The 24,479-nt window shown below is 56.2% G+C and carries 21 protein-coding genes and 4 pseudogenes; 19 read left to right on the forward strand and 6 right to left on the reverse strand.

The features are described 5' to 3' along the window. Nucleotides 1-107: 107 nt before the first annotated feature. On the reverse strand, nt 108-1,088 hold the full coding sequence (locus U4Y90_RS12365) for an amidohydrolase family protein (RefSeq protein ID WP_321794862.1): 981 nt from the start codon (nt 1,086-1,088) through the stop codon (nt 108-110). Nucleotides 1,089-1,299: 211 nt separating this feature from the next. Between U4Y90_RS12365 and U4Y90_RS12370 the strand changes: the two genes are divergently transcribed. Next, a complete protein-coding gene (locus U4Y90_RS12370; protein WP_321794863.1) occupies nt 1,300-2,256 on the forward strand; it encodes a LysR family transcriptional regulator in 957 nt (318 codons plus the stop codon). Between the two features lie 791 nt (nt 2,257-3,047). On the opposite strand, the gene U4Y90_RS12375 is transcribed toward U4Y90_RS12370, so the two are convergent. Continuing rightward, complete coding sequence (locus tag U4Y90_RS12375) at nt 3,048-3,683, reverse strand: hypothetical protein (RefSeq protein WP_321794997.1); 636 nt, start codon at nt 3,681-3,683, stop codon at nt 3,048-3,050. 179 nt (nt 3,684-3,862) lie between these two features. On the opposite strand from U4Y90_RS12375, the gene tnpA reads away from it, so the two are divergent. Genes tnpA through tnpC form a run of 3 tightly spaced genes read left to right on the forward strand, consistent with a single transcriptional unit; the run spans nt 3,863 to nt 6,251 of the window. Then, on the forward strand, nt 3,863-4,336 hold the full coding sequence (tnpA, locus tag U4Y90_RS12380) for an IS66-like element accessory protein TnpA (protein WP_321794864.1): 474 nt from the start codon (nt 3,863-3,865) through the stop codon (nt 4,334-4,336). Further along, a complete protein-coding gene (gene tnpB / locus U4Y90_RS12385; protein ID WP_321794865.1) occupies nt 4,305-4,667 on the forward strand; it encodes an IS66 family insertion sequence element accessory protein TnpB in 363 nt (120 codons plus the stop codon). Before tnpA ends, tnpB begins: the two co-directional genes overlap by 32 nt. A 33-nt stretch (nt 4,668-4,700) precedes the next feature. After that, nucleotides 4,701-6,251 (forward strand): IS66 family transposase, encoded by a 1,551-nt coding sequence (tnpC, locus tag U4Y90_RS12390; RefSeq protein ID WP_321794866.1) that lies wholly within the window; start codon nt 4,701-4,703, stop codon nt 6,249-6,251. Between the two features lie 154 nt (nt 6,252-6,405). Here tnpC and U4Y90_RS12395 read toward each other — a convergent pair. Beyond that, nucleotides 6,406-7,290 (reverse strand): annotated as a pseudogene (locus U4Y90_RS12395) (LysR family transcriptional regulator). A gap of 114 nt (nt 7,291-7,404) precedes the next feature. Here U4Y90_RS12395 and U4Y90_RS12400 point away from each other — a divergent pair. From U4Y90_RS12400 to U4Y90_RS12415, 4 genes and pseudogenes are all read left to right on the forward strand, one after another. Continuing rightward, on the forward strand, nt 7,405-7,812 hold the full coding sequence (locus tag U4Y90_RS12400) for a cupin domain-containing protein (RefSeq protein WP_321794867.1): 408 nt from the start codon (nt 7,405-7,407) through the stop codon (nt 7,810-7,812). Nucleotides 7,813-8,109: 297 nt separating this feature from the next. After that, nucleotides 8,110-8,286 (forward strand): carboxymuconolactone decarboxylase family protein, encoded by a 177-nt coding sequence (locus tag U4Y90_RS36110; protein ID WP_415749334.1) that lies wholly within the window; start codon nt 8,110-8,112, stop codon nt 8,284-8,286. A 30-nt stretch (nt 8,287-8,316) separates the two neighbouring features. After that, nucleotides 8,317-9,053: pseudogene (locus U4Y90_RS12410) on the forward strand (SDR family oxidoreductase). 150 nt (nt 9,054-9,203) lie between these two features. Continuing rightward, nucleotides 9,204-9,347, forward strand: coding sequence for a hypothetical protein (locus U4Y90_RS12415; RefSeq protein ID WP_321794868.1), 144 nt, complete (start codon nt 9,204-9,206; stop codon nt 9,345-9,347). 244 nt (nt 9,348-9,591) lie between these two features. Here the strand turns inward: U4Y90_RS12415 and U4Y90_RS12420 are convergent, their stop codons facing one another. Next, on the reverse strand, nt 9,592-10,548 hold the full coding sequence (locus U4Y90_RS12420) for a LysR family transcriptional regulator (RefSeq protein WP_321794869.1): 957 nt from the start codon (nt 10,546-10,548) through the stop codon (nt 9,592-9,594). Nucleotides 10,549-10,689: 141 nt separating this feature from the next. On the opposite strand from U4Y90_RS12420, the gene U4Y90_RS12425 reads away from it, so the two are divergent. The 8 genes and pseudogenes from U4Y90_RS12425 to U4Y90_RS12460 all read left to right on the forward strand — a co-directional run bounded on the left by U4Y90_RS12425 (nt 10,690) and on the right by U4Y90_RS12460 (nt 15,890). Beyond that, complete coding sequence (locus U4Y90_RS12425; RefSeq protein ID WP_321794870.1) at nt 10,690-11,250, forward strand: flavodoxin family protein; 561 nt, start codon at nt 10,690-10,692, stop codon at nt 11,248-11,250. Next, nucleotides 11,247-11,546 (forward strand): superoxide dismutase, encoded by a 300-nt coding sequence (locus U4Y90_RS12430; protein ID WP_321794871.1) that lies wholly within the window; start codon nt 11,247-11,249, stop codon nt 11,544-11,546. Before U4Y90_RS12425 ends, U4Y90_RS12430 begins: the two co-directional genes overlap by 4 nt. A 121-nt stretch (nt 11,547-11,667) precedes the next feature. After that, the gene (locus tag U4Y90_RS12435; protein WP_321794872.1) at nt 11,668-12,693 is read left to right on the forward strand and encodes an aldo/keto reductase; all 1,026 of its coding nucleotides are present in this window, start codon (nt 11,668-11,670) and stop codon (nt 12,691-12,693) included. Between the two features lie 102 nt (nt 12,694-12,795). Continuing rightward, the gene (locus U4Y90_RS12440; RefSeq protein WP_321794873.1) at nt 12,796-13,233 is read left to right on the forward strand and encodes a putative quinol monooxygenase; all 438 of its coding nucleotides are present in this window, start codon (nt 12,796-12,798) and stop codon (nt 13,231-13,233) included. Between the two features lie 73 nt (nt 13,234-13,306). Further along, nucleotides 13,307-13,657, forward strand: coding sequence for a DUF1330 domain-containing protein (locus tag U4Y90_RS12445; RefSeq protein WP_321794874.1), 351 nt, complete (start codon nt 13,307-13,309; stop codon nt 13,655-13,657). Nucleotides 13,658-13,754: 97 nt separating this feature from the next. Then, on the forward strand, nt 13,755-14,744 hold the full coding sequence (locus U4Y90_RS12450; protein WP_321794875.1) for an aldo/keto reductase: 990 nt from the start codon (nt 13,755-13,757) through the stop codon (nt 14,742-14,744). Between the two features lie 311 nt (nt 14,745-15,055). Next, nucleotides 15,056-15,345, forward strand: a pseudogene (locus U4Y90_RS12455) (IS3 family transposase); the annotation flags it as partial. Between the two features lie 74 nt (nt 15,346-15,419). Further along, the gene (locus U4Y90_RS12460) at nt 15,420-15,890 is read left to right on the forward strand and encodes a hypothetical protein (protein WP_321794876.1); all 471 of its coding nucleotides are present in this window, start codon (nt 15,420-15,422) and stop codon (nt 15,888-15,890) included. 49 nt (nt 15,891-15,939) lie between these two features. On the opposite strand, the pseudogene istB reads toward U4Y90_RS12460, so the two are convergent. Beyond that, nucleotides 15,940-16,584 (reverse strand): annotated as a pseudogene (gene istB, locus U4Y90_RS12465) (IS21-like element helper ATPase IstB); the annotation flags it as partial. Nucleotides 16,585-17,393: 809 nt separating this feature from the next. Continuing rightward, complete coding sequence (gene nadC / locus U4Y90_RS12470) at nt 17,394-18,251, reverse strand: carboxylating nicotinate-nucleotide diphosphorylase (RefSeq protein WP_321794877.1); 858 nt, start codon at nt 18,249-18,251, stop codon at nt 17,394-17,396. Nucleotides 18,252-18,931: 680 nt separating this feature from the next. On the opposite strand from nadC, the gene U4Y90_RS12475 reads away from it, so the two are divergent. From U4Y90_RS12475 to U4Y90_RS12485, 3 genes are all read left to right on the forward strand, one after another. Further along, complete coding sequence (locus U4Y90_RS12475; protein ID WP_321794878.1) at nt 18,932-19,306, forward strand: hypothetical protein; 375 nt, start codon at nt 18,932-18,934, stop codon at nt 19,304-19,306. Between the two features lie 1,014 nt (nt 19,307-20,320). Then, nucleotides 20,321-22,267 (forward strand): ABC transporter substrate-binding protein, encoded by a 1,947-nt coding sequence (locus U4Y90_RS12480; protein WP_321794879.1) that lies wholly within the window; start codon nt 20,321-20,323, stop codon nt 22,265-22,267. Between the two features lie 936 nt (nt 22,268-23,203). Beyond that, nucleotides 23,204-24,367, forward strand: a complete 1,164-nt coding sequence (locus tag U4Y90_RS12485; protein WP_321794880.1) for a porin — start codon at nt 23,204-23,206, stop codon at nt 24,365-24,367. Nucleotides 24,368-24,479: the final 112 nt, after the last annotated feature.

Here is a 24,479-nt window from a genome sequence, read left to right on the forward strand (position 1 = left end):
GGCCTTGACGTCGTGCAAATAAATAAAAAACTCTCTGATATAGTCTGGACAGGATCCGCGAGGCGCCTGTTCAGCTACGCCGCGAGAAGCGCTTTCGGTCCGAACAGTTATCTTAGTTTGAAGAGACGCCCGGCGTTGTCGCGTCCGATCTTCTGACGATCGTTTTCGCCGATCTCGGCCGCGTCGAACCATAGACTAGCCTCTTCCATCGCTTCAAAAGGATAGTCCGTGGAAAATAAAACACGATCGCTACCAACTTCTTCCATTGCGTTGCGCAGTGCGATCGTACGGAAGTTTCCGCTCGTGGTGACATAGAAATGCTGGCGAAAATAGTCAATGAACGGGCGTTTTGCGGGTACATCCAGCGGATTCTTTCCGTTCGCAGAAGCCCAATGCGATGTTCGCCAGATGTTGTTTTGTACTAACTCACCGAGATGTCCGAGAATGATGGTTAGTCTTGGGAACCTATCGAACAGGCCGCTTCCAATCAGCCGCAATGCGTGTACACCCGTCTCAGGTGAAAAGGCCCACGCCGGCCCCAACAACCACGGGTGACCGTCATAGATCTTTTGCTGGCTGACCAGCGGATTGCGTGGGTGCAGGTAGAAGGGAACATCTAGTCGAGATACGGTTTCCCAGAAAGGCACGTACTGAGGAAGGTCGTAGTAAGTTGCATCATCTTCGCTACCGATATGCGAGAACCCATTTACAAGCGCGCCGAGGAAGCCCAAATCCTGCACCGCGCGTTCCAGCTCGCGGGCGGCCGCTTCCGGGTCTTGCATCGGCAGCGCGGCGAATGCGCCAAACCTGTCAGGTCGCCGTGCAACCTGTTCTGCAACAAGGTCGTTCGCTCGTTGCGCAACGTCGATCGCCCGTGCCGTGTCTGGAATCGCTTGCACCGCCGGCGCATTCAGCGACAGGATTGTGTACTCGATACCGCAAGCGTCCATGCGCTGTAGACGCTCTTCCTCAAGGTCCATCAACTGTCGGCGCTTCTCCGGCCAAACTTCGGGAACAAAGTACCGCTGTGAGTCGCCGATGGTGTCGGGAAAGGCGAAGTGTTCTTCGAGAGCGATTTTGCCTTGCATAGTGTCTCCTTGGATTCGTCCGGACAGAAAGAAAGCTGGCCTTGGAGCCGAGCCCCTGAAGCGCGCAGCGTGCGTTGCGGGCTAGACGCATCAGAGGTACGCTGCGACACGAAGAATAAAGGATAGAGGCGTAACACCCGCGAGTTAAATTTCCCGCCTGAATGCGTGCATTCATGCCATCAATGGCCAAGCGACACGACTACGAGCAATCATGACAAACCGCGGCATCAGCACATCGTTGCGCAATACCGATTTAAACCTCCTGCTGGTTTTTGATGCGCTTTACCGCAGCAAGAGCACCACGCGCGCGGCTGACGAACTGCATCTCACGCAGCCATCGGTCAGCAACGCGTTGAAGCGCTTGCGAGCGTTGTTTGATGATGAATTGTTCGTGAGTACCCGGGAAGGCATGTTGCCGACGACAAGGGCAACGGAAATCGCATCCCTAGTGACGCAAGGACTCGGCTCGTTCCGGTTGGCGCTGCAAGCGCATCGACCGTTCGAACCTGCGTCGGCCACACGGACCTTTCATCTTTACGTCAGCGATCTGGCTCAGGCGATCTTCCTGCCACCTCTGGCCGCCAAGGTCCACGGCGCGGCCCCAGGCGTCAGAATAGTGACTGTCGATCCTCAACTCAATGAGGCGCAGCAGATGATGACCCACGGGCGGATTGACCTGGCGATAGGGATGTTTAGCGGAATAGGCAGTGAATTTCACCAACAGCGCCTCTTCGACGAAAAGTATGTCGTATTGTTCCGGAGTGATCATCCATCAATAAAAGGCTCGCTGACGCCGGCACAGTTCCTTGAGGCTGATCATCTCATCTACACCCCGACAGCCGGCAGCCACGCTAGGTTCGAAGCCGCTATGGACGTCATTTTCGAACAACATGGGATCACCAGAAGTGTCGTTATGCAAGTAGCTCACTCTGGTGGCCTTGATCGGATCATCGCAGCGAGCAATATGATCGCTTGCGTTCCGAGTCGCCTCGCTCAGGTACTTTCATGCAGAGAGGATGTCAAAACATGTGCGTTGCCATTCGATTTCCAATCGATGGACATCGTTCAAATTTGGCACGGTCAGTTCCATCGCGATGATGGTCATCAGTGGCTCCGCGCGCTCGTTTACGAACTTTTTCACGACAGGCGATGCGACATTTCACCTTAATTCGCGATCGTTCGATCACATATTCACACGCGTTACTGCATTGCGCTCGTGACGTCTGATTTATGTGAAATCGGTGTAGTCCGAGTCTGTAGCGTGACTCGAATGTTCACGCCCACGTCCGCCCTGCAGCAATAGTAGATTTGCAGCTCGTTTGCGCACGCAAAACCCCAGTCTTCGCCCACGAACTTGAGTGTGCAAATGACCTCTGGGCGTGTGCAGTAGGAAGCAAAATGTCGATTTCCACCGAAATCTAATAGTCATTGAAATGCATCATGGCCGCCCAACGTCGTGAGGGGCCTAGGTTACCGTTGACTCGCGGCGTTCAACCCACCGTACGAAAGGCAGAAATTATCTAGAAGTCGGCCCTGAACAATTCGCTTCTCGTTGCATCGGCGTCACGCCGCTACGTCGGCAGAAATGCAGGATTTGAGCAAAGCAGCGAAAACGAAGGCGCAAAAGCGTCGCAGTTTTCTCAGGATCATCCGGAGCTTGCCAAGACGGTGACTCATGTAACTCCCACGCGCACACTCGTCTCACCGCGCTTCAAGCATACATGCTGACGCTTATGACAGTGTGTCTCGCCATGTTGCAACGAAGCGATCCGAGTTGGCAGGCGTCGACTAGCCGCTGTCGGTTACAACGGGATCACCAAACGAAGCTAGCCGATGAGTGGAATCGGTCCGAACTTCGAGAGACAAAAAACGACCACCCATCGCTGTCATTCGCATCGCCGATTCCGTGGCCGATCGCCGCCGGTCAATCCAGGAGCTGAAACGCAGGAGGCGACCGTATCAATCCGGCAGTAAATTGAGCTTAGCAACGCTTAGCGCCAGCCATTTCACGCCTTGAGTTTTAAAGTTGACTTGGGCCTTATAGTCGTCTTTACCATGACCTTCAACTGCAAGCACCTCGCCAGGTCCGAACTTCAAGTGGAAAACATTCTGACCGGGCTCGAATCTTTGTGGTGTGTTATGGGAGACCTCCGGATCAACCCGTTCAACATAGGTGCCGAAAGAATTCGCATCGAGACCGTCCGCCAGACGATGAACCATGGCTTCAAGTGCTTCTAACCTCACGGCCGTTTCGGCCTCCTCCGGAACGACAGGCTTCACAGCAATTTTGAAAGTGGTTGGGATTGCGCTAGTTGGGTTCTGAAGAACTTCGTTGATCGCCTTGGTGAGGCTGAGCCGAAGCTCGTTGCCCCAATCAGGATGATCCTTGTCGTACACAAGAACACGAATCGATCTAAGATCAAAGGGCACGTCGTCGATGGACTTTGAGATCAGGATTACGGGCTTGGAAATGGCGTGAGCCAACCCGAGCTCATAAAAGACATTAGGATTCCAGTCCGTCAGTTCGGCAATGAGAAGCTTTGCTTCCCGAATCCCCTGCCATATGTCATCGACGATAGTCGTTGGGCGATACAAGCTGTCGCCGCGAATCGCGTACAGACCACACTCTTCTAGTGCCGGTTTAACAATGTGAGTGAAGTATGTATCGAACGGCTCCCCAAGGGCGAAGGTAAGCGCGCAGAAACGGACGTCTGGAACTGTTTGATCTGAGCGCGCAGGCTATGTCCACTGTTTCGAATCAGTGGACACCTTTCATGACAGAAGAGCACTCAGAAACGACCGGGTTGAAGGTCGTCAACGTTGGTCGGGACGGCAAGCGCAGATATGATCGGCGAACCAAACAGAAGTTGGTGGAAGCGTGTCTTGAGCCGGGCGCTTCGGTCGCCGGACTCGCACTCAAGCATGGAGTCAACGCCAACTTGCTGCACAAGTGGATCAAGCTGCATCAGCAGCGACTGGCTGGCACGTCCCTAAAGCCGGCGCCGACTGGCACAGCTTTCGTTCCGGTAGTCGAAGTCGAAAGTCACGAAGCGGTGGTTGCGCCCGCATCCACGAAGGCACACCGCCGCACCCCCGCAGCAAGGACATCGTCGCCTACTTCGGCGCGGTTGATGGTACAGATGCCCAACGGCGTCACACTCCGGTTCGAATGCACCGACAATGACGCGCCGTTGCTATCGGCCATGATCGAGACGCTTGGACGGTGCGATGTTCCGCCTGGACGATGAACTGAAAGTCTATGTGCATCGTGACGCCGTTGACTTCCGCAAGAGCATCAACGGTCTCGCAGCCATCGTCGAGCAGTCAATGAAGCTCGATCCATTCGCGCGTGCGGTTTATGTGTTCAGCAATCAGCGGCGTGACCGCATCAAGATGCTGCTGTGGGACCGTAACGGCTTCTGGCTTCTCATGAAACGCCTCGAGCAGGACCGCTTCGTATGGCCGCGCAAGGAAGCGGCGCTCATGCTGCGAACAGAGCAACTTCACTGGCTACTGGAGGGCATCGACATCGAAGCGATGCGCGCGCATCCGAGGCGTTATTATCAGCGCGTGACCTGAAACGAGAACCGGCATCGCTGGTCTAATTCAGCGATGCCGCCATCATCCTCTTCTTCTACCGACGAACTGCAGGCGCTGCGCGCAGAACTCGCTGCCATGAAGGGCGAGTTGCGTGTGGTGACAGTCGAACGCGATTTGTTGCGCGAGAGACTGAAGGCCTATCAGCGGCAGTTGTTTGCTTCCAGGAGCGAAGTGCGCGGTGCTGAGCAACGCGACCTCTTCCTGAACGAAGCAGAAGCGCTCGCAACGGGATGCGAGCCGGCGCAACAGGCCGAAACTGAACAAAGCGTCGAAGTCGGCGCGCATGAACGTAGGAAGCGTGGGCGCAAACCGTTAGACCCGATGCTGCCTCGCGAGGTCGTGCGCCATGAGTTGCCCGAATCAGAACGCGTCTGCGCACACGATGGCCACGCACTGGTCGAGATCGGCGCCGAGATCAGCGAGCAACTCGATATCGTGCCGCAGCAGGTTCGCGTCATTCAGCACCAGCGAATCAAATACGCATGCCCTTGCTGTGACCTTGGCATCAAGGTGACTCCGGCACCTTCGCGCATCATCCCGAAGGGCTTACTCACTGAATCAGCGCTTGCATGGGTGGTTGTGAGTAAGTTTGCTGACGCGCTGCCGCTGTACCGGATCGCCGCGTTGCTGCACCGTTTCGGTGGCGATCTCTCACGCGGCACGCTGGCAGCAAGCGTAGTGCGCGTCGGCATGGCAGTGCAGCCGCTGATCAACTTGATGCGCGACCACCTGCTCGAGGCCGACATCGTCTACGGCGATGAAACGACGGTGCAGGTACTAAAAGAGCCGGGCCGTGCTGCACAACGCAAGAGCTACATGTGGGCGCAGATGAACGGTACCGGACCACCAGTGCGAATGTTCAGCTACAGTCCCACGCGCAGCGCGGCGCAGGCCGCCGTGCTCTATGCAGGCATCAAACCCGGAGCGGTATTGATGAGCGACGGCTACGAGCCGTACAACGAAATCGCCCGAACAAACCAGCTGGTGCACCTCGGATGTTGGGCGCACGCGCGACGTTACCTGATTGAGGCGGAAGAGGACCTCCCAAAGGTACAGCGCGGCGGCAATCATCCAGTGAGCGAATTCATTCGCCTGATCGGCCAGTTGTTTGCCGTTGAGGCACGATCCGAACACATGACGCCGGAGCAGCGCCAGCAACTCAGGCAGGCCAGAAGTCAGCCAGCTCTTGATCAGATCGAGGCGCTGCTATCGCGTCATCTGAACACGGTGTTGCCGCAAAGCGGGTTCGGCAAAGCGCTTCAATATCTGCGAGGCCAATGGCCCAAGCTGGTTCGCTACGTCGGCAACGGAGCATGGCCCATCTCGAACAACCCGTGTGAGAACGCGATCAGACCGTTTACAGTCGGACGCCGGAACTGGCTCTTTAGTGACAGCGTCGCCGGCGCAAACGCCGCCGCCAACCTGTATTCGCTCGTGCAAACCTGCAAAGCCAACAGCATTGAGCCGTACCAATACCTGATCGCGTTGTTCAAAGGTCTTCCGCACGCGCACACCGCCGACGACTACGAGGCTTTGCTGCCTTGGCGACTGATCCAACCATAGCCTGACGTATGTCGCATCGCAATGCGCAAGAGACGCCGTCTAATGCGCGCTTACGGGCGAAGTCACAAAGCTGGTATCGACGGTGGAGGTTGCCGGCATAAAGACTTCGTGGAGAGGCCTGACGTTGAAGGCAGCCGCACTTTGAAAGGCGCGGTCAGCGGAAAGACGACTTGTACCCCATTTTAGCAGTCCAACGTGGTGAACCGCGACTCAGGTAATAGACGTGATGCCCGACGAATGTAGGAAACCAGTCTTCCAACACCCATCGCAGACGCCCTGCACGCACATGCTCCTCGACAAGGTCCTGGGGCACGTAGGCGAGCCCAAAGCCGGCAAGCGATGCGTCGACCATCTGATACACGTTGTTGAAGGTAAGCTGCCCTTCAACCCAAACCTGCAAATCCCGCCGTCCCTTACGCAGTTCCCAAGGAAGCAGAGCGTTCCGTGTCGGCAACCTCAGATTGATGCAGGTATGCAGCGTGAGCTCCTACGGTGTCTTCGCAGGCGGCCTTGCTTTCAGATATGACGGCGAGGCCACAATCGCCATCGTCATATCGGGCGCAATACGCACCGCGACCATGTCTTTGGCGACCTGGTCGCCGAGCCGCACGCCGATGTCAAATCGATCCGCAACGATATCAGCTAATCCGTAGTCATTCACCAACTCAATGTGCAGTTCAGGATACTGGCGCAGCAGCGGCTGCAACCGGGGCCAGACGTACGCGTTCGCTGCGTAGTCCGTGGTCGTGATCCTCACCGTCCCCGCCGGCCGATTCGTCATCGCGCGCAACGAGTCCACTTCAGCCTCGATTTCTTCAAAGCGAGGCCCGATGGCCAAAAGGAGCCGCTCGCCGGCGTCAGTCGGTGAAACGCTACGGGTAGTGCGCGTCAACAACTGCAAGCCCATCCGCTTTTCGGGAGCGGCCACAGTACGGCTCAATGCTGACTGCGAGACGCCCAACTGCGCCGCCGCACGCGTGAAGCTGCGCTCCCGAGCGACCATCATAAAAGCGACCAGATCGTTGAAATCTTCCTTCAATTCATGCTCCCGCGCATAAGGCCATGCCGATATTGCCACCTAGTCGCATCAATGACCAGCAGGTAGATTAGTCTCAGGTGGCATATGCCTTCAATACATAGACAAGGAACGACCATGGAACTGGAACGCGCAGGCTCTCAGCCTTCAGTGAAGGGGCCGGACGAATGGTTCACCGGCACGGTGCGGATTGATCCGCTGAACGCTCCGCCGCCGCCCGCGCGGGTCTCGTGCGCAAGCGTGACGTTTGAGCCCGGCGCGCTCACGGCGTGGCATACCCATCCGCTCGGCCAGACGTTAGTCGTGACGGCAGGATGCGGATGGACGCAATGCGACGGCGAGTCGCGCGTGGAAATCCGCGCCGGCGATGTGATCTGGTGCCCGCCGGGCCACAAGCATTGGCACGGCGCGACCTCGACGACCGCGATGACGCATATCGCCATTCAGGAAGCGCTCGACGCCAAAAACGTTGAGTGGCTGGAAAAGGTAACGGACGAGCATTATCTCGGCAGCTGCGAGAAGTGATGAAGCGCGCCGGATCTCCGAAATAATCGCGCGTCTCGCTTTCTATTCGGGATGGGCGAATGCAACCGCCGCATCAGCGGTCGCCAAGCAAATCTTCGACGAACGTGTAATCAGTGCGGACCAAGCTGTTGCTCTGCGGCTTCGTTCAGCGGCAGCGGTGCAACGTCGGCGGAAGGGCAACTTCGGCCTCGTCGCCCCGGGCGTCGTTCAGTACACGACTGACGCCCTCTTCCGGAACCTGTGGCTGCGTCCGGGGCTTGCACCGCGCGACCGAAGCTCGTGACGGTAAGCGCCCTCGTGGCGAACGGTCAGGTCGCGCAGATTCCGTATCACCTGAATCGCGCGATAGACAACGGGCTCACCAGGGACGAGGCGTCCGAGGTCCTCACGCAGCTCGCTTTTTACGCGGGTTGGCCGAACGTCTTCTGTGCAATGCCCGTGTTCAAGGATGTTTTCTCGAAGCGGGCGACATGATCGGCATTATCAGAAAGCGAGGAAATAGCGATGAGTGAAAACATTCACGGCAAAGTGGTCGTCATTACTGGCGCCAGCAGCGGACTCGGTGCAGAGACCGCGCGTCACCTCGCAAGGGAGGGCGCCAAAGTCGTCCTCGGCGCGCGTCGCCTCGATCGACTCGAAGCACTCGCGAGCGAACTGGGACTTGATGCAAAAGCCATCCTGCAGACCGACGTGACGGATCGCAGGCAGGTCAAGGCACTGGTCGATCGTGCAGTGGAACTGCACGGCCGGATCGATGTACTGCTCAACAACGCCGGCCTCATGCCAAGCTCGATGCTCGACAAGCTGAAGATCGACGATTGGGACCGGATGATCGACGTCAACATCAAGGGCGTGCTGTACGGTATCGGCGCTGCGCTGCCCCACATGCAGGCGCAGAAAGGCGGCCAGATCATCAACGTTTCGTCCGTCGCGGGTCATAAGGTGGGCCCCGGAGGCGCCGTCTACGCCGGTACGAAGTGGGCAGTACGAGCGATTTCGGAAGGACTTCGCCAGGAGGTCAAACCCTGGAATATCCGCACGACCATCGTTTCGCCTGGCGCGGTCGCGACTGAACTAACCGACACGATCACCGACCCAGACATCGCTGCGGGGATGGCGAAGACGTATGAAAGGCGATTCCGGCCAGCTCGTTCGCGCGCGTGGTGGCGTTCGCCATCGGTCAGCCAGAAGACGTTGACATCAACGAAGTGCTCTTCCGCCCTACTAGTCAAGCGTATTGAGCGCTGCCGATCGGGACGCGCACTTTTCGCTTTCCCGCTCGGTTCACCCCTGGAGAAAAATGCCATGCCACATGTCATTGTTAAAAAGCTTGGCCGGGCAAGACGGAGGCGCAAAAGCGCCGGCTGGCCGAGGCCATCACTCGTGATGTGATGGACATCCTCGGCGACGGAGAGGAGTCTGTCTCAGTCGGCTTCGAGGAAGTCTGGTCGGACCGATGGAAGGATGAGGTTTATGGACCGGACATCCAGGCACGGCTTGAAACGCTGCTCAAGAAACCCGGATACAGGATGTAGGGCCATGCACAGTCTCCTCGGCGGAAGCTGCCGTACATTCCGTTGTTGCGACGCTGATACCGGTGACGACTGCCGTTCGCGCCGGTTTTATGATAATTGGCGTAACGACGCGCTTGTCCGCTCGCTTGCTCTCAAGGGCGCCCGTTAGGTGTCCGTTGCTTCCACCAGCACCCCGCTCCGGCGCGGGTGCTGGCCTCGGTGCTCGAGCCCGACGACCACTCAACCGTATCCGTGGAGGTAGCCCCTAAGCGGTGTAGGCATTCAAGGTATCCATGGACACATGCAGCTTGTCGTCTGCCGACAGCGCCTCAAGCAGATGGCTCACCGTGACCTGCACCCGTGGTGCCGTAAGTGCCCTGTGGGGATACTGCATCACCATCTCGTATGTTCCAGGCCGGTGACACTTGTGGAGAACTATCTTCAGCGTGCCGGAACGCAGATGGTCCCAGGCAAGATGAATAGCGACCTCGGCGATTCCAACGCTGTCGCATGCTGCCTGAACGAGCGACTCCGGCGCAGATAGCGTCAGCGATGCTTTGTTCATAGGGTCGAATGTCGTGATGCTTCCATCGTCGGCCTTGAAATCCCACGGCGCGATATGACCGGTCAGGAATCGCCGCGCAATGAGCCGATGCGCTTGCAACTCGTCGGGCGTTCGCGGTGCGCCGTGCCTTGCCAGATAGTCAGTCGAGGCAACCAACACCGTATTCAGGCGACAGACCGGACGGGTGACGAGGGCAGAATCAGGGATATTGCCGCCCCTGAAGGCGATGTCATAGCCATCCCGCACAAGATCCACAACGCGATCATCGAAGTCGACTTCGATCGAGAGGCTTGGATAGCGATCCAATAGTGGCGGTAAAGCCGGCATCACATGGTCGTGCCCAAATGCAGCACTTGTCGAAATGCGAACCCGCCCGCTAGGCACGGCGCGCTGTGCAGCAATCGTATCAACGGCGGCATCAAGTGCCTCCAGCGCGACCCGAGCTTGCCGGAGAAATGCCTCTCCCTCCTCGGTCAGATTCAACGCGCGGGTCGTGCGATTCATCAATCGCACTCCCAATGCCTTTTCAAGGCCTGCGACGTTCTTGCTCACGGCAGCCGACGTGATGCCGAGCACCCGGCCGGCTGCCGCAAAACTGCCGGTGTCCACGGCTTGCACCAGCGAAACGATTCCCCGAACCCGCTGTGAAGAATCCACGTCATCCCTTGCGTTGAACGCAGTCCCATCATTTAACGCATTCTAAACCGTTGGTTGATAGTCACTCAACTAAAACCGTACTTCCGGTAGCGGCTCCACGTGACGAAAATGAGGATATTGCATACCTTAATGTCGACACAAATGATCGTTACCGTCCTTTATGACAGTGGCTATGGCCACACGGCGAAGCAGGCCCAGGCTGTGGCAGACGGCGTTCGGCGCGTGCCGGGAGCCGAAGCAGAATTGATTGCCGTTGCCGACGGCGACGCCCCCTGGGACAAGCTCGCAGCTGGCGATGCGATCATCTTCGGTTCGCCCACCTATAACGGCACCGTGAGTGCACGTCTCAAGAAGGTAATGGAAGACTCGACCCGCACCGCGTGGGTCCCGCAGTCATGGCGCAACAAGATCGCCGCTGGATTCACTAACTCCGGCGCCATGCACGGCGACAAGCTCAATTCCCTCGTTACTATGGCGCTGTTCGCCGCGCAGCACGGGATGATCTGGGTCGGCCTGGACATTTTCCCGGGTAAGTCACCGCAGGAGAAGAACCGTGTCGGTGGTTGGCTCGGTGCAATGGCGCAATCAAATGACGAGTCGCCAGAACTGTCGCCCATCAGCAGCGATCTCGATACGGCCGCCTGTCTGGGCCAGCGCGTCGCCGAGGTGACGAAGCAGTTCAAGGCCGGAGCAGGACAATGAGATTGCTTTGTCTCGACATACCGCTACCCGACTCCAGCCCCGAGAAATATGAATCTCACCTTCTGGACGAAGTACGCCACGGCTGGCAACTCTATAAATCCGGGTTCGTGCGCGACATTTATTTCCGTCACGATCGTCTCGGTGTCGCCATCATTGCCGAGAGCGATTCGATAGAGGCCGCGAAGCTGGCTCTTGCCGAGTTCCCGCTCGCCAAGGTCGGCCTTATTGACTGGGAAATTATTCCCCTTGGCCCGTTCGTAGGGTGGGAAGCGCTTTTCGCAGCTAGCGACGCCTGAGATTAGCACCGCATATCTCGGGGCCGGCCCGTGACCTGGAAGGGTTTGTAATCCAGGTTGGTCACAGGCTCTGCGGTATATATCCATGGTGCTTGATCATCACAGATCATTGGAGATGGAAATGGAATATGTCAACCTTGGCCGGACGGGTCTAAGAGTCTCGCGCCTTTGCCTCGGCTGCATGAGCTATGGAGAGCCGGACCGTCTGCCTCAGCCCTGGTCGCTCGATGAATCGGCATCTCGACCGTTTTTCCGGCAGGCATTGGAAGCCGGCATCAATTTTTTCGACACGGCAAATGTCTATTCGGGCGGAAGTTCCGAGGAAATTACAGGGCGAGCCCTTAACGACATGGCCCGGCGCGAAGAGATTGTCGTCGCCACTAAGGCCTTTTTCCCTTGGCGCAACTCGCCCAATACCGGATTCCTGTCCCGCAAAGCTCTTTTCCAGTCAATCGACGACAGCTTGAACCGACTCGGAATGGACTATGTAGACCTTTACCAGATCCACCGCTTCGATCACGGCACTCCTGTTGAGGAAACGATGGAAGCGCTGCACGACATCGTGAAATCGGGGAAGGTCCGCTACATCGGTGCGTCGTCCATGGAGGCATGGCGCTTCGCGAAGATGCAACATCTCGCAGAGCGCAACGGCTGGACACGTTTCATCTCAATGCAGCCGCAATACAATCTGCTTTACCGCGAAGAAGAGCGGGAAATGCTGCCGCTGTGCGCCGATCAGGGCGTCGGCGTCATTCCCTGGAGTCCCATGGCCAGGGGCAGGTTAACGCGCAACTGGAGCCAAACCACCACGCGGACGCAGAACGATGCGTTTGCTTTGAAGATGTACCAAAACGCGGAAAGTCAGGATCAAAAAGTCGTCGAGGTCGTAGCGCGCATCGCCGAGAATCGCAAGGTGCCGCGCGCGCATGTTGCGCTGGCTTGGCTGCTGTCAAAGCCGGGTATCACGGCCCCGATCGTCGGGGCGACAAAGCCCGAACATCTCGCGACCGCCATAACCGCGCTCGACTTCTCTTTGACCGAAGTGGAGATCGCTGCACTCGAGGAACCGTATGTCCCACATTCCGTTGATGGCATCGTGCCCCCGCTGCCAGAGCAGCCGCCGACGATTGCGCCGCCTCGCGGCTGAATGGTTTGCTGACAGCACGACGACGATGAGCACGCCTGGCATCACACCTCCATCAGAGGGCTGTCGCTGAGAAGTGTGAAACGGAAGAATGGGATATACACCATGTTCGAGAGACACCACCCTCCGACCATCCTGATACGGGTATTGATGTGCGCGGTCGCGGTATTGATCGGACACTCAAAAGTGTACGCACAGGAACCGACGACCATGTTAGTGCGCATTTCCGAAATCGAGGTCTTTAGCCAGAGTCTCGACGGATATCAGCGCTTTCTGGGTGAAGAGGCCGAGGCTTCGGTGCGTCTCGAACCAGGGGTTCTCTGCATCTTCCCGTCCGCTCAAAGGGACAACCCAACTCAGATCAGGATTGTGGAAATCTATGCGAACCGCGATGCGTACAACGCGCATATAAGGTCCCCGCATTTTCAGAAATATAAGACTTCAACGTTGGAGATGGTGAAATCACTGCGGCTTGTGGAAATGCAAGCCATTGATGCGAAAGCGATGCCGCTAATCTTCAAGAAAATGGGCGGCCAGCCGTGACGAAAGCCGGCCAGACTGCACTGTGAGGATTTCCATGAAAAGCATGAGATTTGTTTGGCTCGCGGCCTTAGGAATGGCCATCAACCTGGGCCACACGTCAGTTTGGGCTCAGCCGTCGTCAGTTACAAAGCCGGCGTATTACGTTGCGGAGTTTCAGCCGACCGATCTTGAAGGCATCAAGCCGTACAGCGCCGCAGTCGAATCGACCTTCAAGCCGTTTAGCGGACGCTTCATCGTTCGCAGCGGTGAAATGGATGTGAAAGAAGGCTTCGGCGCGCAAGGTCGCCTGGTGATCATCAAGTTCGACTCATTGGCGCAGGCACAGGCTTGGTACAACTCTCCTGCCTATCAGGCCATCATTCCCATTCGCCACCGTTCGGGGAACAGCCGGACTTACATCGTCGATGGAGTGACGGGGCAATAAGCGCGGTGTCCGGATACCTGATGACCGTTCAGCATCAGCTAAAGGTCGGAATTCGTCGGACGTGCAAAACTGAATCTTTCCGATGACGAGGCAAATTATGCAGACCCGTACACTTGGACAAGGCTTTACCGTATCGGCTGTTTCTCTCGGCTGTATGGGATACGGGAAGTCCAGAGAAATTCCTGACCGCGTACAGATGATCAGCCTGTTGCGAAAAGCAGTGGACCTTGGCATGGACTTTTTCGACACCGCCGAGGTGTATGGTCCCTGGACCAATGAAGACATGGTGGGCGAAGCCTTCGCAGGTATACGCCAACAGGTACGGATCGCCACGAAGTTCGGTTGGGACATCGATCAGACGACGGGTGAGCACCGGGGCGGCGTGAACAGTAAACCATCGCAGATCAGGTCGGCCGTGGAGGGCAGCTTACGCCGACTCAGGACCGACTATATCGACCTACTGTATCAGCACCGTGTTGACCCGGACGTGCCAATGGAGGACGTTGCAGGTGTCGTGAAGGACCTGATTGCCGAGGGTAAGGTCCTCCATTTTGGGCTATCGGAAGCTAGCGCCCAGTCTATCCGCCGGGCGCATGCAGTTCATCCAGTGACCGCATTGCAAAGCGAATATTCCCTTTGGACCCGCGAGCCCGAGGCCGAAATTATTCCCACCTTGCAGGAGCTTGCAATCGGTTTTGTCCCATTCAGTCCGCTCGGCAAGGGCTTCTTGACCGGTAAGATCGATGCGGGCACGACGTTCGATAGCGACGATTTCCGCGGTCAAATTCCCCGTTTCACGCCTGAGGCCCGTCAGGCCAACCAGGCGCTCGTTTCTCTGCTGAGAACCATCGCCGACCGCCACGGAGCAACGCCCGGACAAATCGCCCTTGCTTGGCTTCTCGCGCAAAAGCCATGGATTGTTCCGCTGTTCGGAACGCGCAGCCTTGACCGGTTTCAGGAGAACGTTGGCGCACTGTCTATAACGCTCTCAACCCCCGATCTCGAGGAAATTAGAGCGGGCGCAGACGCCGTAAAAATTCAGGGTGCGCGCTATCCCGAGGCGATGCTCAAGCGCTCGGGGCTATAAAACGGTTCACGCTTCGCCTGAACTTAGTCGGCTGCAGTAGGCCGTCAGAGTACATAGTATGTCTCCGAGCTGTGCCTAGCGATCGAACTGTACAGCCGCTTCGCGGCCGCCCGACGCAGTCGCCATTGCAAGGCGACACTCCAGGAGGTGCCTGTCTATGTGCGATCGCTACCCATGTTTCTAGTGCGAAACGCGGGTAGCTGCGTCGATGGAATTAAGCGAAACGGCAGCATGTGAACCGCTTGTTTCCCGACAGCAATTATGCGCTCGCCGCCCAACTCAGCAGGTGCCTGCCCTGGGTTCGTCTCGATGCGCGCGCGCTTTACCACTACAAGTCAGTGGCGCGCGACTCGTCGGCTGAAGGCTGGAAGGACAATCACAAACGGGTATATCGGCTTCATCGGGAAGAAGGCCTGTCGCTACGGCTGAAGAGGCCCAAGCGCAACAATCAGCACGGTTGCGTCAGCCTAAACATTTGGTCACGGACATGAACCAGATATGGAGCATGGATTTCGTGGCCGACGCATTGTTTGACGGACGCAAGCTTAGAGCGTTGACGGTCGTGGACAATTTCACACGAGAGAGCTTGGCTATCGAGGTTGCGCAGCACCAGAAGCTTGGCGTTCAAGCAATCAAGAACGTACGCGGCATGGGCTGGATGGTTTCGAAACAAATATGACACGCTCACTTCAGTTTCGTCTGTCTGCATGGCTTTGTGCGCTTGTCCTGTTGATCGCGATTATTGGGGGATTCATCGCTTTCAAGACAGCTTTCCATGAAGCCAACGAGTTGCAGGACGGGCAGTTGAAACAGCTTGCGGCGCTCGTTACCCCACGAAGTTTGGCGGTCATGCAGCGAGAGACGCTCGCCGACGTGCCGGGTGCGGACTTCGAATCGAAACTGGTGATCCAAACCCTCGACGAGAATTCGCCCCTTACCCTCTCAGCAAATCTAACGGACGGTCTTCAATATGCATACGTAGATGGACTTCGATGGCGGCTTGTCGTCAAGACCCTTGAAAGCGGTACCCGCGTCGCCGTAGGCCAAAAAACCATGGGCCGCGACGAGATTGCGCGCAACAGCGGGCTAGCAACAGTCATTCCGTTTGCTTCGCTCCTGGTCGTGTTGATTTTCACGCAGTCTTAACCCACTGTTTTCATCTAAATCTGACCCACCCTGACACAGCGTAGTACATCTATTCCGGTGTGGATAACTCTTCGTTTCCAGCCGGTTTTGCTGCTCTTTTTCTTGTGGCCTTCGCCTTCGCAGAACTGGTCCTGAAGCGCCACGATTCATTGCCGGTCTCGACGACGTGACAGTGATGCGTAACCCGGTCCAGCAGCGCTGTCGTCATCTTTGCATCCCCGAACACGGTCGCCCATTCGCCGAAGCTGAGATTGGTCGTGATCGCGACACTCGTGTGCTCGTACAGCTTCGAGAGCAGATGGAACAACAATGCACCACCGGTCTGGCTGAACGGCAGATAGCCCAGTTCATCGAGAATCACCAGATCGACGTACATTAGCTTGTGTGCGATCTGGCCTTGTTTGCCGGTCGATTTCTCCTGCTCCAGCGCGTTGGTCAGCTCGACAGTTGAGAAGTAACGCACACGCTTACCGTGGCGCTGTACGGCCTCGATTCCGATTGCCGAGGCAAGGTGCGTCTTGCCGGTGCCTGGGCCGCCGATGAACACGACATTGTGTGCGCTCGCGAGAAACGACAGTTCGCTGAGTTCGACACTCGAATCTGGAGCGCACCGAGGCCTGCGACCGCAACAAGACAGAGAAGCGCAAGCATAAGGGGAATCCATATCTGCACGCGAAAGGTTGGACGCCGCATTTGATCTCCAATTTCATATGTTTACGGACTGGGTAACGGCGGAACCGCCCGATTCTTTATATTAGAGATCAAAGTATTTTTGTCAGAACACAGTCGCCATCGCCCTTTCAAGGTTTGTTCGAGCGAGCAATCGACGGCTTCGAAGGACAAAGGAGGCGGGGTTTGTTCGGGTTCCCGCAACGCGCAACGATCGGATGTCGAATGCGCGAACCATGCACCGACGTTGCGATGGCGTGGAAACAGACGGCGTTTGCTTACGCCGCTTTAGGGTCGTAATGACGCGGTGAGTGCATGCACCAAGTGGCCGCACTGACGAGCGTCTATCAGAGCCCCGAATCGCGTGACACGTAGCCTTCCAGGAAAGCCGTGAGGTCAGCCTCGCTCGGACGTGTTCCCCAACCACTTGACTGACTTGCTGCTGCAATGGCCACCCAAGAATCCGGCGGCGAAAGCACTTGCAGGAGCTTGGAGTCTTCGGTTATTCGCAGTCGACCACTGGAGGGAGCAAAAGTCGCGCACACAATGCGCCCTCCGACGTCGATTTTCGCCATACGGGCTCCTTCGCTCGCATGACAGCCTCGAAAGGAATAAATAATGGTGCGGCGCAATTCCCGCACCAGGTTGATGATCGATCGCGTCGGATTCGCTGCCAAAGGTGAAACTCCGACTTACTCCAACGTTCCGCCACGGGCTAGAACCGCAGCTTTCGACTGCTCCAAAACGCAACAGCGGTAGCGTCGGTTGCTTCAGGCGAAGAATTGCTGGCGCTACTATGTGGCGTTGACGGAATTCCCCCGGCCCCATAGGTAATCAGAGCGCGTGTTTTCCGGCTAGGGCATTTACTCTCATCGAATAGTCGATTGCCTGAACGGTCTTGGTTAGAGCACCCACAGAAATCCGATGGACGCCCGTTTCTGCTATCGCCCTCAACGTACTCTGCGTAACGCCGCCAGACACCTCCAACTCTGCACGGTCTCGGTTAATCGAGACGGCCTCACGCATCTGTTGAAGGGAGAAGTTGTCGAGCAGGATAGACTTCGCACCGACCTGAAGGGCTTCTTCTAGTTCCGCAAGAGTCTCTACTTCCACTTGAATCGGCACATCTACCTTAAGCACCCGTGCTGAGCGAAACGTGTCCGCAATGCCTCCGCCCGCCGAGATGTGATTCTCCTTAATAAGAATCCCGTCGTAGAGCCCGCGTCGATGGTTCTCCCCACCGCCCACGCGGACAGCGTACTTCTGCGCGAGGCGCAGTCCAGGTAGTGTCTTGCGCGTATCAAGAATGCGCGCGGACGTACCAGCCACTGTTTCCGCCAAGTTTCGCGTCGCCGTCGCAACGCCGGAAAGTAACTGCAGAAAATTGATCGCAGTGCGCTCTGCGGTCAGAATACTGCGCGCTCGCCCAATAATGCGACACACGTCCCGGCCGGCCTCAATTCTGTCTCCCTCATCTGCGAACCATTCGACTCGTAGTGACGGTTCCACCTGCGAGAATGCTTCGTCGAACCAAGGTCTTCCGCAAAGCACAGCGGTCTCACGCACCAGCAACGTGGCAGATGCCATTTGCTCCCGACGTACCAACATCGACGTCCAATCCGCCTCACCAATGTCTTCAGCGAGCGCCTCCCGGACATTCCGTTTCAGAGCTTCGTGCGTGTCAGCATCCATATGAACACAAACCGAAAAAGTAGAAGAGAGAGAGTTGATTGCCTCGCCCGTAGAACGCAGTCGTCACGGACCTAGCAAGCGCAGATATTATTCGATATTTAATCAAATTGCCAGCACTGAGCGCCTCTCACTAGGAGCAATCCCTTGTTTGAGTGGATGACCCGTAAGACCCGGCGATAAGCCTCGTGCAGGCGCCTAACGACGCATCGAACGCGATACCGGCTAGGAACACACCAGGCGCAGCGATCGAACAGATGCGTCAGCGTCCGGAAGGATAACGACACTCGGAGCCTGCGCCATTCTGACCACCCTTCGGTCGTCAAGCGTGGTGCGAGGCCGTCCAGTCCCCGAGTCAGTACACGCACGGCCGTAGTCCTCGGGATCCCGGAAGCATTCTGGATTCTCGAGCGGAGAGCATCGTCTATAGACGGATTCGACGTCCAGACGCCCTTGCGGCAATAGCTCAAAGTCGGCTTCGGCTCGCCGGAAGCTAATCCCCGCCTCAACGTGGCCGGGCCGTCTCGCCCTTCGCTGAGGACCTCGCGCGGCGCACGGGTGAGCTCGTCCATGTAACAGTCGCGTCCAGCCTTGATTTACTCTTTTTGGAGCAGGCCGGAGGTCAAAACACATTCCCGATTCGTCGCGCACCAATTCCAGGGCGCTTGCCTTGCTGGAGCTTCATGCCCAGAGGTCATGATCTGGTCGCCATTCCAACTGCCTACATTTCTATGCTTCCCGAGATTCTCAAGAGCGAAGTCCTAGACAAATTACGTTCTCCTGTTAACAATGCACTTGCGCCCGCTGACCTTGACAAGCGTCTCGAAGAAGGAGCACAGAAGCATTACGCCATCGACAGTGGGGAATGGAACGGCGAAGTCTGCGGCACGGCGTCAGCATTCTTCGATGCGAACGGTACACCCATCGGTGCGTTGTCGCTGATGGCACGGGCGACGGAGAACAGTATTGCAAACCTGGACAACTGGGGAGTCGTAAATGCGAGATTGGCAGCCGGCATCTCGCACGAACTCGGTCATCCCCGTAGCGAAAAAACCTGAGACCAGAGCCCCGAGATGCAGCAGATTCATCTCGCCGGCGGGCGGTTACTCTCTTGGCTGGGCAAAACGGATACGGCATCGATTGGCCCGCTTTAGAGTCAAACACGTTTCGCCCGAGAGCTGCCCTCCCGGAATTACGGAGGCCGCATCGGGTTCGTCGTAACTTCCGTGGACGAGATATCGCGTGCTGATTCGACAAATCGACGATGTTGAACTAGACCACGCAATCCAGCGTAGCCGGCTCGACTGCACACGCGGCATTCAAGGCGAACGGCGATGACTCAATTCCCCTAGTACATCGCGTAGAAGGTTTCAGCCGGGGCGTTGACGTCTGCCGGCTAGCCGCCTCTGGACGGTTCTACGCCGGGCTCAGCCAGTTGCTCGCTATATCAACGCGACGCATTGCGATCCACTCTTGGACTAGTGAGCCAATAATCGAGTAGAAGCGAACGCGATACTTCGAGGGCGGTCATGCCAACGCGCTTGCTGCGCGTTACCCCGCGCCCTGTCGCCCTTCAGCAGCTCGACTGCGCAGTGTGCGGCAGAGATGCTCTTCCGATTCAATTGCTTCCAGCGTTCTCCGCGCCATCGACCTCATATTGTCCTGCTAGACACGCTTGTTCTCCGTGTAGCGCCACGACGAATAGCAAGTGAGCAGCCTGTCTTCAGCCGCCGGAAGCGCGCGAATCCGGAACTGTAGAGTCTCGCACGATCAGCATGCATGCTTCGCAACCTCGGAGCTTCGTCGCGCCGGCAGTGCGGTCACTGAGCCTAGAGCCGTTGAAGGTCATCCCTCTCCGAAACTACCCCATTGCGAGTCCCTTGGCAGATTAGACAACTCGGTAGTTTCCCGATGTCCCTTATCGGAACTCTGAAGCTGCGCTATTATTGTTAGACGTCTACTCATTTTCACTCGCGATACAGCCCTGACGGTTTCATTGAATCGGCGCATCAAGGGTGTTTCGTAGCTTACATAAGTCTTAATCCAAATTGTTTGACATGTTGAGGAATACTATGCTGAAGATCCGCAAACTATCTCGGAAAATATTTAAAGTACCGAGTGTATTCGTTATCTTGTTCACATGTATTTCAGTAGCCTCTTTCTCTGCGCATTCTGCTGAGATCTTGAATGTGGCGATCGTATCCAGAACCGTATTCTATGCTCCCCTTTGGATTGCCTTGAATCAAGGATACCTCGAGGAGGAAAATATCCGCGCGAAGATAGATGTATTTGACAACGCGGAAAAGCTAAACGCGGCACTGTTATCCGGACAAAGTCAGATATCTATATCGACGCCTGAAAGCGTAATCCTCAATGCTTATACCGGAGGTCCCTTGCGTATCATTGCAGGCAACGCAAAGCGGCTTCCCCATTTCATCATAGCTAAGCCAGAGATTAAGCGGCTGGACCAATTGAAGGGAGCAAACGTAGGTGTGCTATCAATCCATGAAGGGACCACTTATCTAGTGAAGGAGATTGTTAAGTCCGCAGGACTACACCCAGACGATGTCAAGATATCGGCGGTTGGCGGTGCGCCCTCTCGCTGGAAACTACTGCGAGAGGGGAAGATTGATATGGGTCTTCAACCGTTTCCCCTCAGCTACGAAGCCGAGGCGCTCGGTTATTCAAACCTTGGTGCAGTATCAACCTATATTCCTGACTGGCAATTTACCAGCGTAAATGTCGATGATCGATGGGCGCGGACACACGAACAAACTGTCGTCGCATTTTTGAGGGCACTTAAGCGTGGCCAGGACTATATGGATGCTCATCCCGATATCGCCGCGGACATTGCTGCAACTGAGCTGCAAACGTCCAAGACGTTGGCAGCGCGCGCCCTTAGCGATACTAGCCGTTTAAGCATTCTAGACGCTAATCTGAATATTTCACGTCCTGGCCTACAGAGGGTTTTTGCGTCGCTCAAAGATACAACACAGCTTCCTGACGATGCAAGTTTAGATTTTGATCGAATACTTGATCTACGATTCCTGAGACAGAGTCAAGAGATAGCAGTAAAGGATCTCGGAAGTTTTTTTGTCGGCGGCGAACAAAAAGTGATTACCGGGCTTCCGACGCGAGAGGTACGATATGCTGCCGCGGCACCCCCGCTAAAACTTGATCCGAATGGGACCTACCAGACAGGGCAGGTTTATGTGGAGTTTACCCGTCTCATGCGGCCGCGTGCTCGCATGCCTGTGTTGTTTCTAAACGGTGGAACGCTCACTGGAGCGATGTGGAAGACAACACCAGACGGTCGCCCCGGATGGGAGTCGTTCTTTCTACACGAGGGGTACGATACCTACCTAACCGACGGCGTAGGGAAAGGTCGCGCATCATGGTCCCAGTATCCAGAGATTTTCCCGGTCGCCCCCATATTTCGCCCGAACGAAGAGACTTGGAGTCTGCTAAGAATTGGACCTCACTATGCGAACGATCAAAAGGAGTCGAAGGCATTCGATGGGGTGAAGTTCCCTGTCGACCACTTTGAAGATCTTGCAAAGGAAGGCGTTCCGCGCTTTGCTGGTCTCGACGATGTCGAGTTGAAATCCTATGAGGCTCTAATTGATCGTGTATGTCCTTGTGCCATCATCGCGCAGAGCTCGGGCGCCTATTTTGCATTGTTGCTTGCAGAAAGGCATCCCGACCTAATAAAAGCTGTGGCGGCGGTGGAGCTGACAGCTGCACCGCCTGTCGATGCTCGTGATTTCAGCGTTCTAAAAAAGGTACCTCAGTTACTTCTATGGGGGGATAACCAACAGGAGTTCGCTTCTTGGCGGCGGATTCGGACAAACGTTGATGCGTATGCCGATGCAGTCAAGAAAGACGGGGGGAATCTGCAGGTGATCGATCTTCCAAGCGTTGGAATACGTGGTAACACCCATCAAATGATGATGGATAAAAATAGCGATCAGATTGCTGGAATGATTTCGGACTGGTTGGATAAACTGACTAAGCAATAGCCGGTTTGTTGCTGTTACCGCGGGCAATTCTGTCGGGGAACCATGGCTGATGTCTCAAACTGCCAAGCTGAAGCGCTCTAGTTGTTAGGTGCGCGGCATCAAGGTGGTCCGATGCCGAATCACGTAAACGTTGAGCAACCCGTGAGGTCAGTCGGACTTCCCCCGAGTTGCTCGATTCACTCTCGTGAGTTCTAGTCTCGACATCGAGTGTCTGCATGTTCCGGCCTAGCCCACACTGAGAATCACGAGAGTTTCAAGCTCATGGAAACTCCATTCTCATGGCCGTCCCCCACTTGTGGTCCGACAGTAGTCGGTTATAGTGTCGTCGACGCGTCGCTTCACTCCTCGTTGGCGTAACCAGCCCTCCCGATCGTCGCCCTACTCGCGAGTTCCGCGATCGATTGCATGACATTTCCATCGAGGTGTCATGCATCTACAAGGCTAGCGGAACAGCAATTGTTCCGGGTTGGAACAGTACGCTTCAAGGTCTCTCTCACACATTCTCTTCGGGAAAGCAATTTTTCCAAGCAGGAACCTGACCATTCGCCGCCAGGCAACTCCCGCAATTGCATTGCGCAACCAAGGCGGACGCCATCCGCAGGAAGATGTTTCGCAAAACCTATCGCCGACATCAGTGTTTAACCCGAGTGTCTTTCTGACTATTATAGTTAGACTTCTAAGCATTTGACCGGCAGCAGAATATCCTCATCGCGCTCACCGGATGCGGTTCCCTGCACCGTTCCACGTGCGGCGACGTCGCACTGTGGCGCACGTTGGCGGACGATCTTTTAGACGGCTGGACCAAGCCTGGCATACGTAGTAGGCGAACTGCGACCAGATTTCGCAGGGTGTTGGGGCTGTCCGTCTGACACAGTCCTACCGATGACTCTCCCAAGTCCCACACCCGCCGTTTATCTTTTGAAAGGAGACATACTAATGAAAAAAACCGTTGGCGCCTCGCTTGCTTTAGGATTCCTTACAACGCACGTCTATGCTCAGAGCAGCGTCACTCTGTACGGACTTTTGGACGTAGGGTTTGTATACGCGAACAACGTCGCGACCAACGGCCAAGGATCCAAGCTTTATTCCTTGGCGAGTGGGAACCTGCAAGGAAGTCGCTGGGGACTTCGCGGAACAGAGGACCTTGGCGGCGGATTGAGCGCACTCTTTGTACTCGAAAACGGAATCAATGTTGTCAATGGACGGCTCGGGCAAGGAGGAGATGAATTCGGTCGTCAGGCCTACGTTGGATTGTCTAGCCGGTTCGGAACGGTCACCCTCGGCCGCCAGTACGACTCAGTCGTAGACTTCACCGGTATCTTCGAGGTCGGCGCGCAATGGGCCTCATATTATGGTTCGCACCCCGGCGATCTTGACAATATGCTCAACACGAATCGCGTCAATAACGCGATAAAGTACACCAGCACCGATTTCTCCGGAATCAAGTTCGGCGGCCTCTATAGCCTCGGAGGAGTTGCAGGTCAGTTCAATCGCAACCAGATATGGTCGGTTGGCGCGAGCTATAATCGCGGCCCGTTGCAGTTCGGCGCGGCGTATTTGAACGTCAAGGACCCCAATTTCTCATTTTTCGGAAATAACGCCACTTCGAGTACTACCGGCTCGAATATGGGCGGAAGTGCCGTCTACTCGGGCTATGCATCCGCCAAGACGCAACAGGTCATCTCTGCTGGTGCCGCCTACACTCTGGGCGCAGCCACGTTCGGAGCGACGTACAGTAATACCCAGTTTAAAGATTTGGGTAGCGAACCGGGTCTGAATCCCTTGGGCTACGCTGGGTCTGCGAAGTTCCACAACGCTGAGGTGAATTTCAAGTATCAGATCACCCCTGCGCTGCTACTCGGTGTCGCATATGACTACACCAAGGGGTACGGCGTTCACGATGCAAAATACCATCAGGCAATGCTGGGTGCGGATTACTTCCTTTCCAAACGTACTGATCTCTATGCTGCGGGCGTATATCAGCACGCCAGCGGCATAGACTCGACGAATCGCCCGGCAGTTGCGAGCATCAGCCTTTTTTCTCCCTCTTCGACATCGAACCAGATTGCCGCAACAATTGGCATTCGTCATAAATTCTAAGAATGCCTAAAACCTAACGGTAAAGGATTGGCAATAATCCTTTACCGTAGGTGCATAAAATCAAGCTCCCAGTCATCCGTTGAGATTCAAGTCGGGGGCAGTACGCCTGCCT

Source organism: Caballeronia sp. J97, assembly GCF_905220305.1.
Classification (GTDB): domain Bacteria; phylum Pseudomonadota; class Gammaproteobacteria; order Burkholderiales; family Burkholderiaceae; genus Caballeronia.

What these genes read in the sequence shown, in the direction of transcription:
- U4Y90_RS12365 (WP_321794862.1), bottom strand. Translation starts at nt 1,088, where the DNA reads ATGCAAGGCAAAATCGCTCTCGAAGAACACTTCGCCTTTCCCGACACC.
- U4Y90_RS12370 (WP_321794863.1), top strand. Translation starts at nt 1,300, where the DNA reads ATGACAAACCGCGGCATCAGCACATCGTTGCGCAATACCGATTTAAAC.
- tnpA (WP_321794864.1), top strand. Translation starts at nt 3,863, where the DNA reads ATGACAGAAGAGCACTCAGAAACGACCGGGTTGAAGGTCGTCAACGTT.
- tnpC (WP_321794866.1), top strand. Translation starts at nt 4,701, where the DNA reads ATGCCGCCATCATCCTCTTCTTCTACCGACGAACTGCAGGCGCTGCGC.
- U4Y90_RS12400 (WP_321794867.1), top strand. Translation starts at nt 7,405, where the DNA reads ATGGAACTGGAACGCGCAGGCTCTCAGCCTTCAGTGAAGGGGCCGGAC.
- U4Y90_RS12415 (WP_321794868.1), top strand. Translation starts at nt 9,204, where the DNA reads ATGGACATCCTCGGCGACGGAGAGGAGTCTGTCTCAGTCGGCTTCGAG.
- U4Y90_RS12425 (WP_321794870.1), top strand. Translation starts at nt 10,690, where the DNA reads ATGATCGTTACCGTCCTTTATGACAGTGGCTATGGCCACACGGCGAAG.
- U4Y90_RS12430 (WP_321794871.1), top strand. Translation starts at nt 11,247, where the DNA reads ATGAGATTGCTTTGTCTCGACATACCGCTACCCGACTCCAGCCCCGAG.
- U4Y90_RS12435 (WP_321794872.1), top strand. Translation starts at nt 11,668, where the DNA reads ATGGAATATGTCAACCTTGGCCGGACGGGTCTAAGAGTCTCGCGCCTT.
- U4Y90_RS12440 (WP_321794873.1), top strand. Translation starts at nt 12,796, where the DNA reads ATGTTCGAGAGACACCACCCTCCGACCATCCTGATACGGGTATTGATG.
- U4Y90_RS12445 (WP_321794874.1), top strand. Translation starts at nt 13,307, where the DNA reads ATGGCCATCAACCTGGGCCACACGTCAGTTTGGGCTCAGCCGTCGTCA.
- U4Y90_RS12450 (WP_321794875.1), top strand. Translation starts at nt 13,755, where the DNA reads ATGCAGACCCGTACACTTGGACAAGGCTTTACCGTATCGGCTGTTTCT.
- U4Y90_RS12460 (WP_321794876.1), top strand. Translation starts at nt 15,420, where the DNA reads ATGACACGCTCACTTCAGTTTCGTCTGTCTGCATGGCTTTGTGCGCTT.
- nadC (WP_321794877.1), bottom strand. Translation starts at nt 18,251, where the DNA reads ATGGATGCTGACACGCACGAAGCTCTGAAACGGAATGTCCGGGAGGCG.
- U4Y90_RS12475 (WP_321794878.1), top strand. Translation starts at nt 18,932, where the DNA reads ATGCCCAGAGGTCATGATCTGGTCGCCATTCCAACTGCCTACATTTCT.
- U4Y90_RS12480 (WP_321794879.1), top strand. Translation starts at nt 20,321, where the DNA reads ATGCTGAAGATCCGCAAACTATCTCGGAAAATATTTAAAGTACCGAGT.
- U4Y90_RS12485 (WP_321794880.1), top strand. Translation starts at nt 23,204, where the DNA reads ATGAAAAAAACCGTTGGCGCCTCGCTTGCTTTAGGATTCCTTACAACG.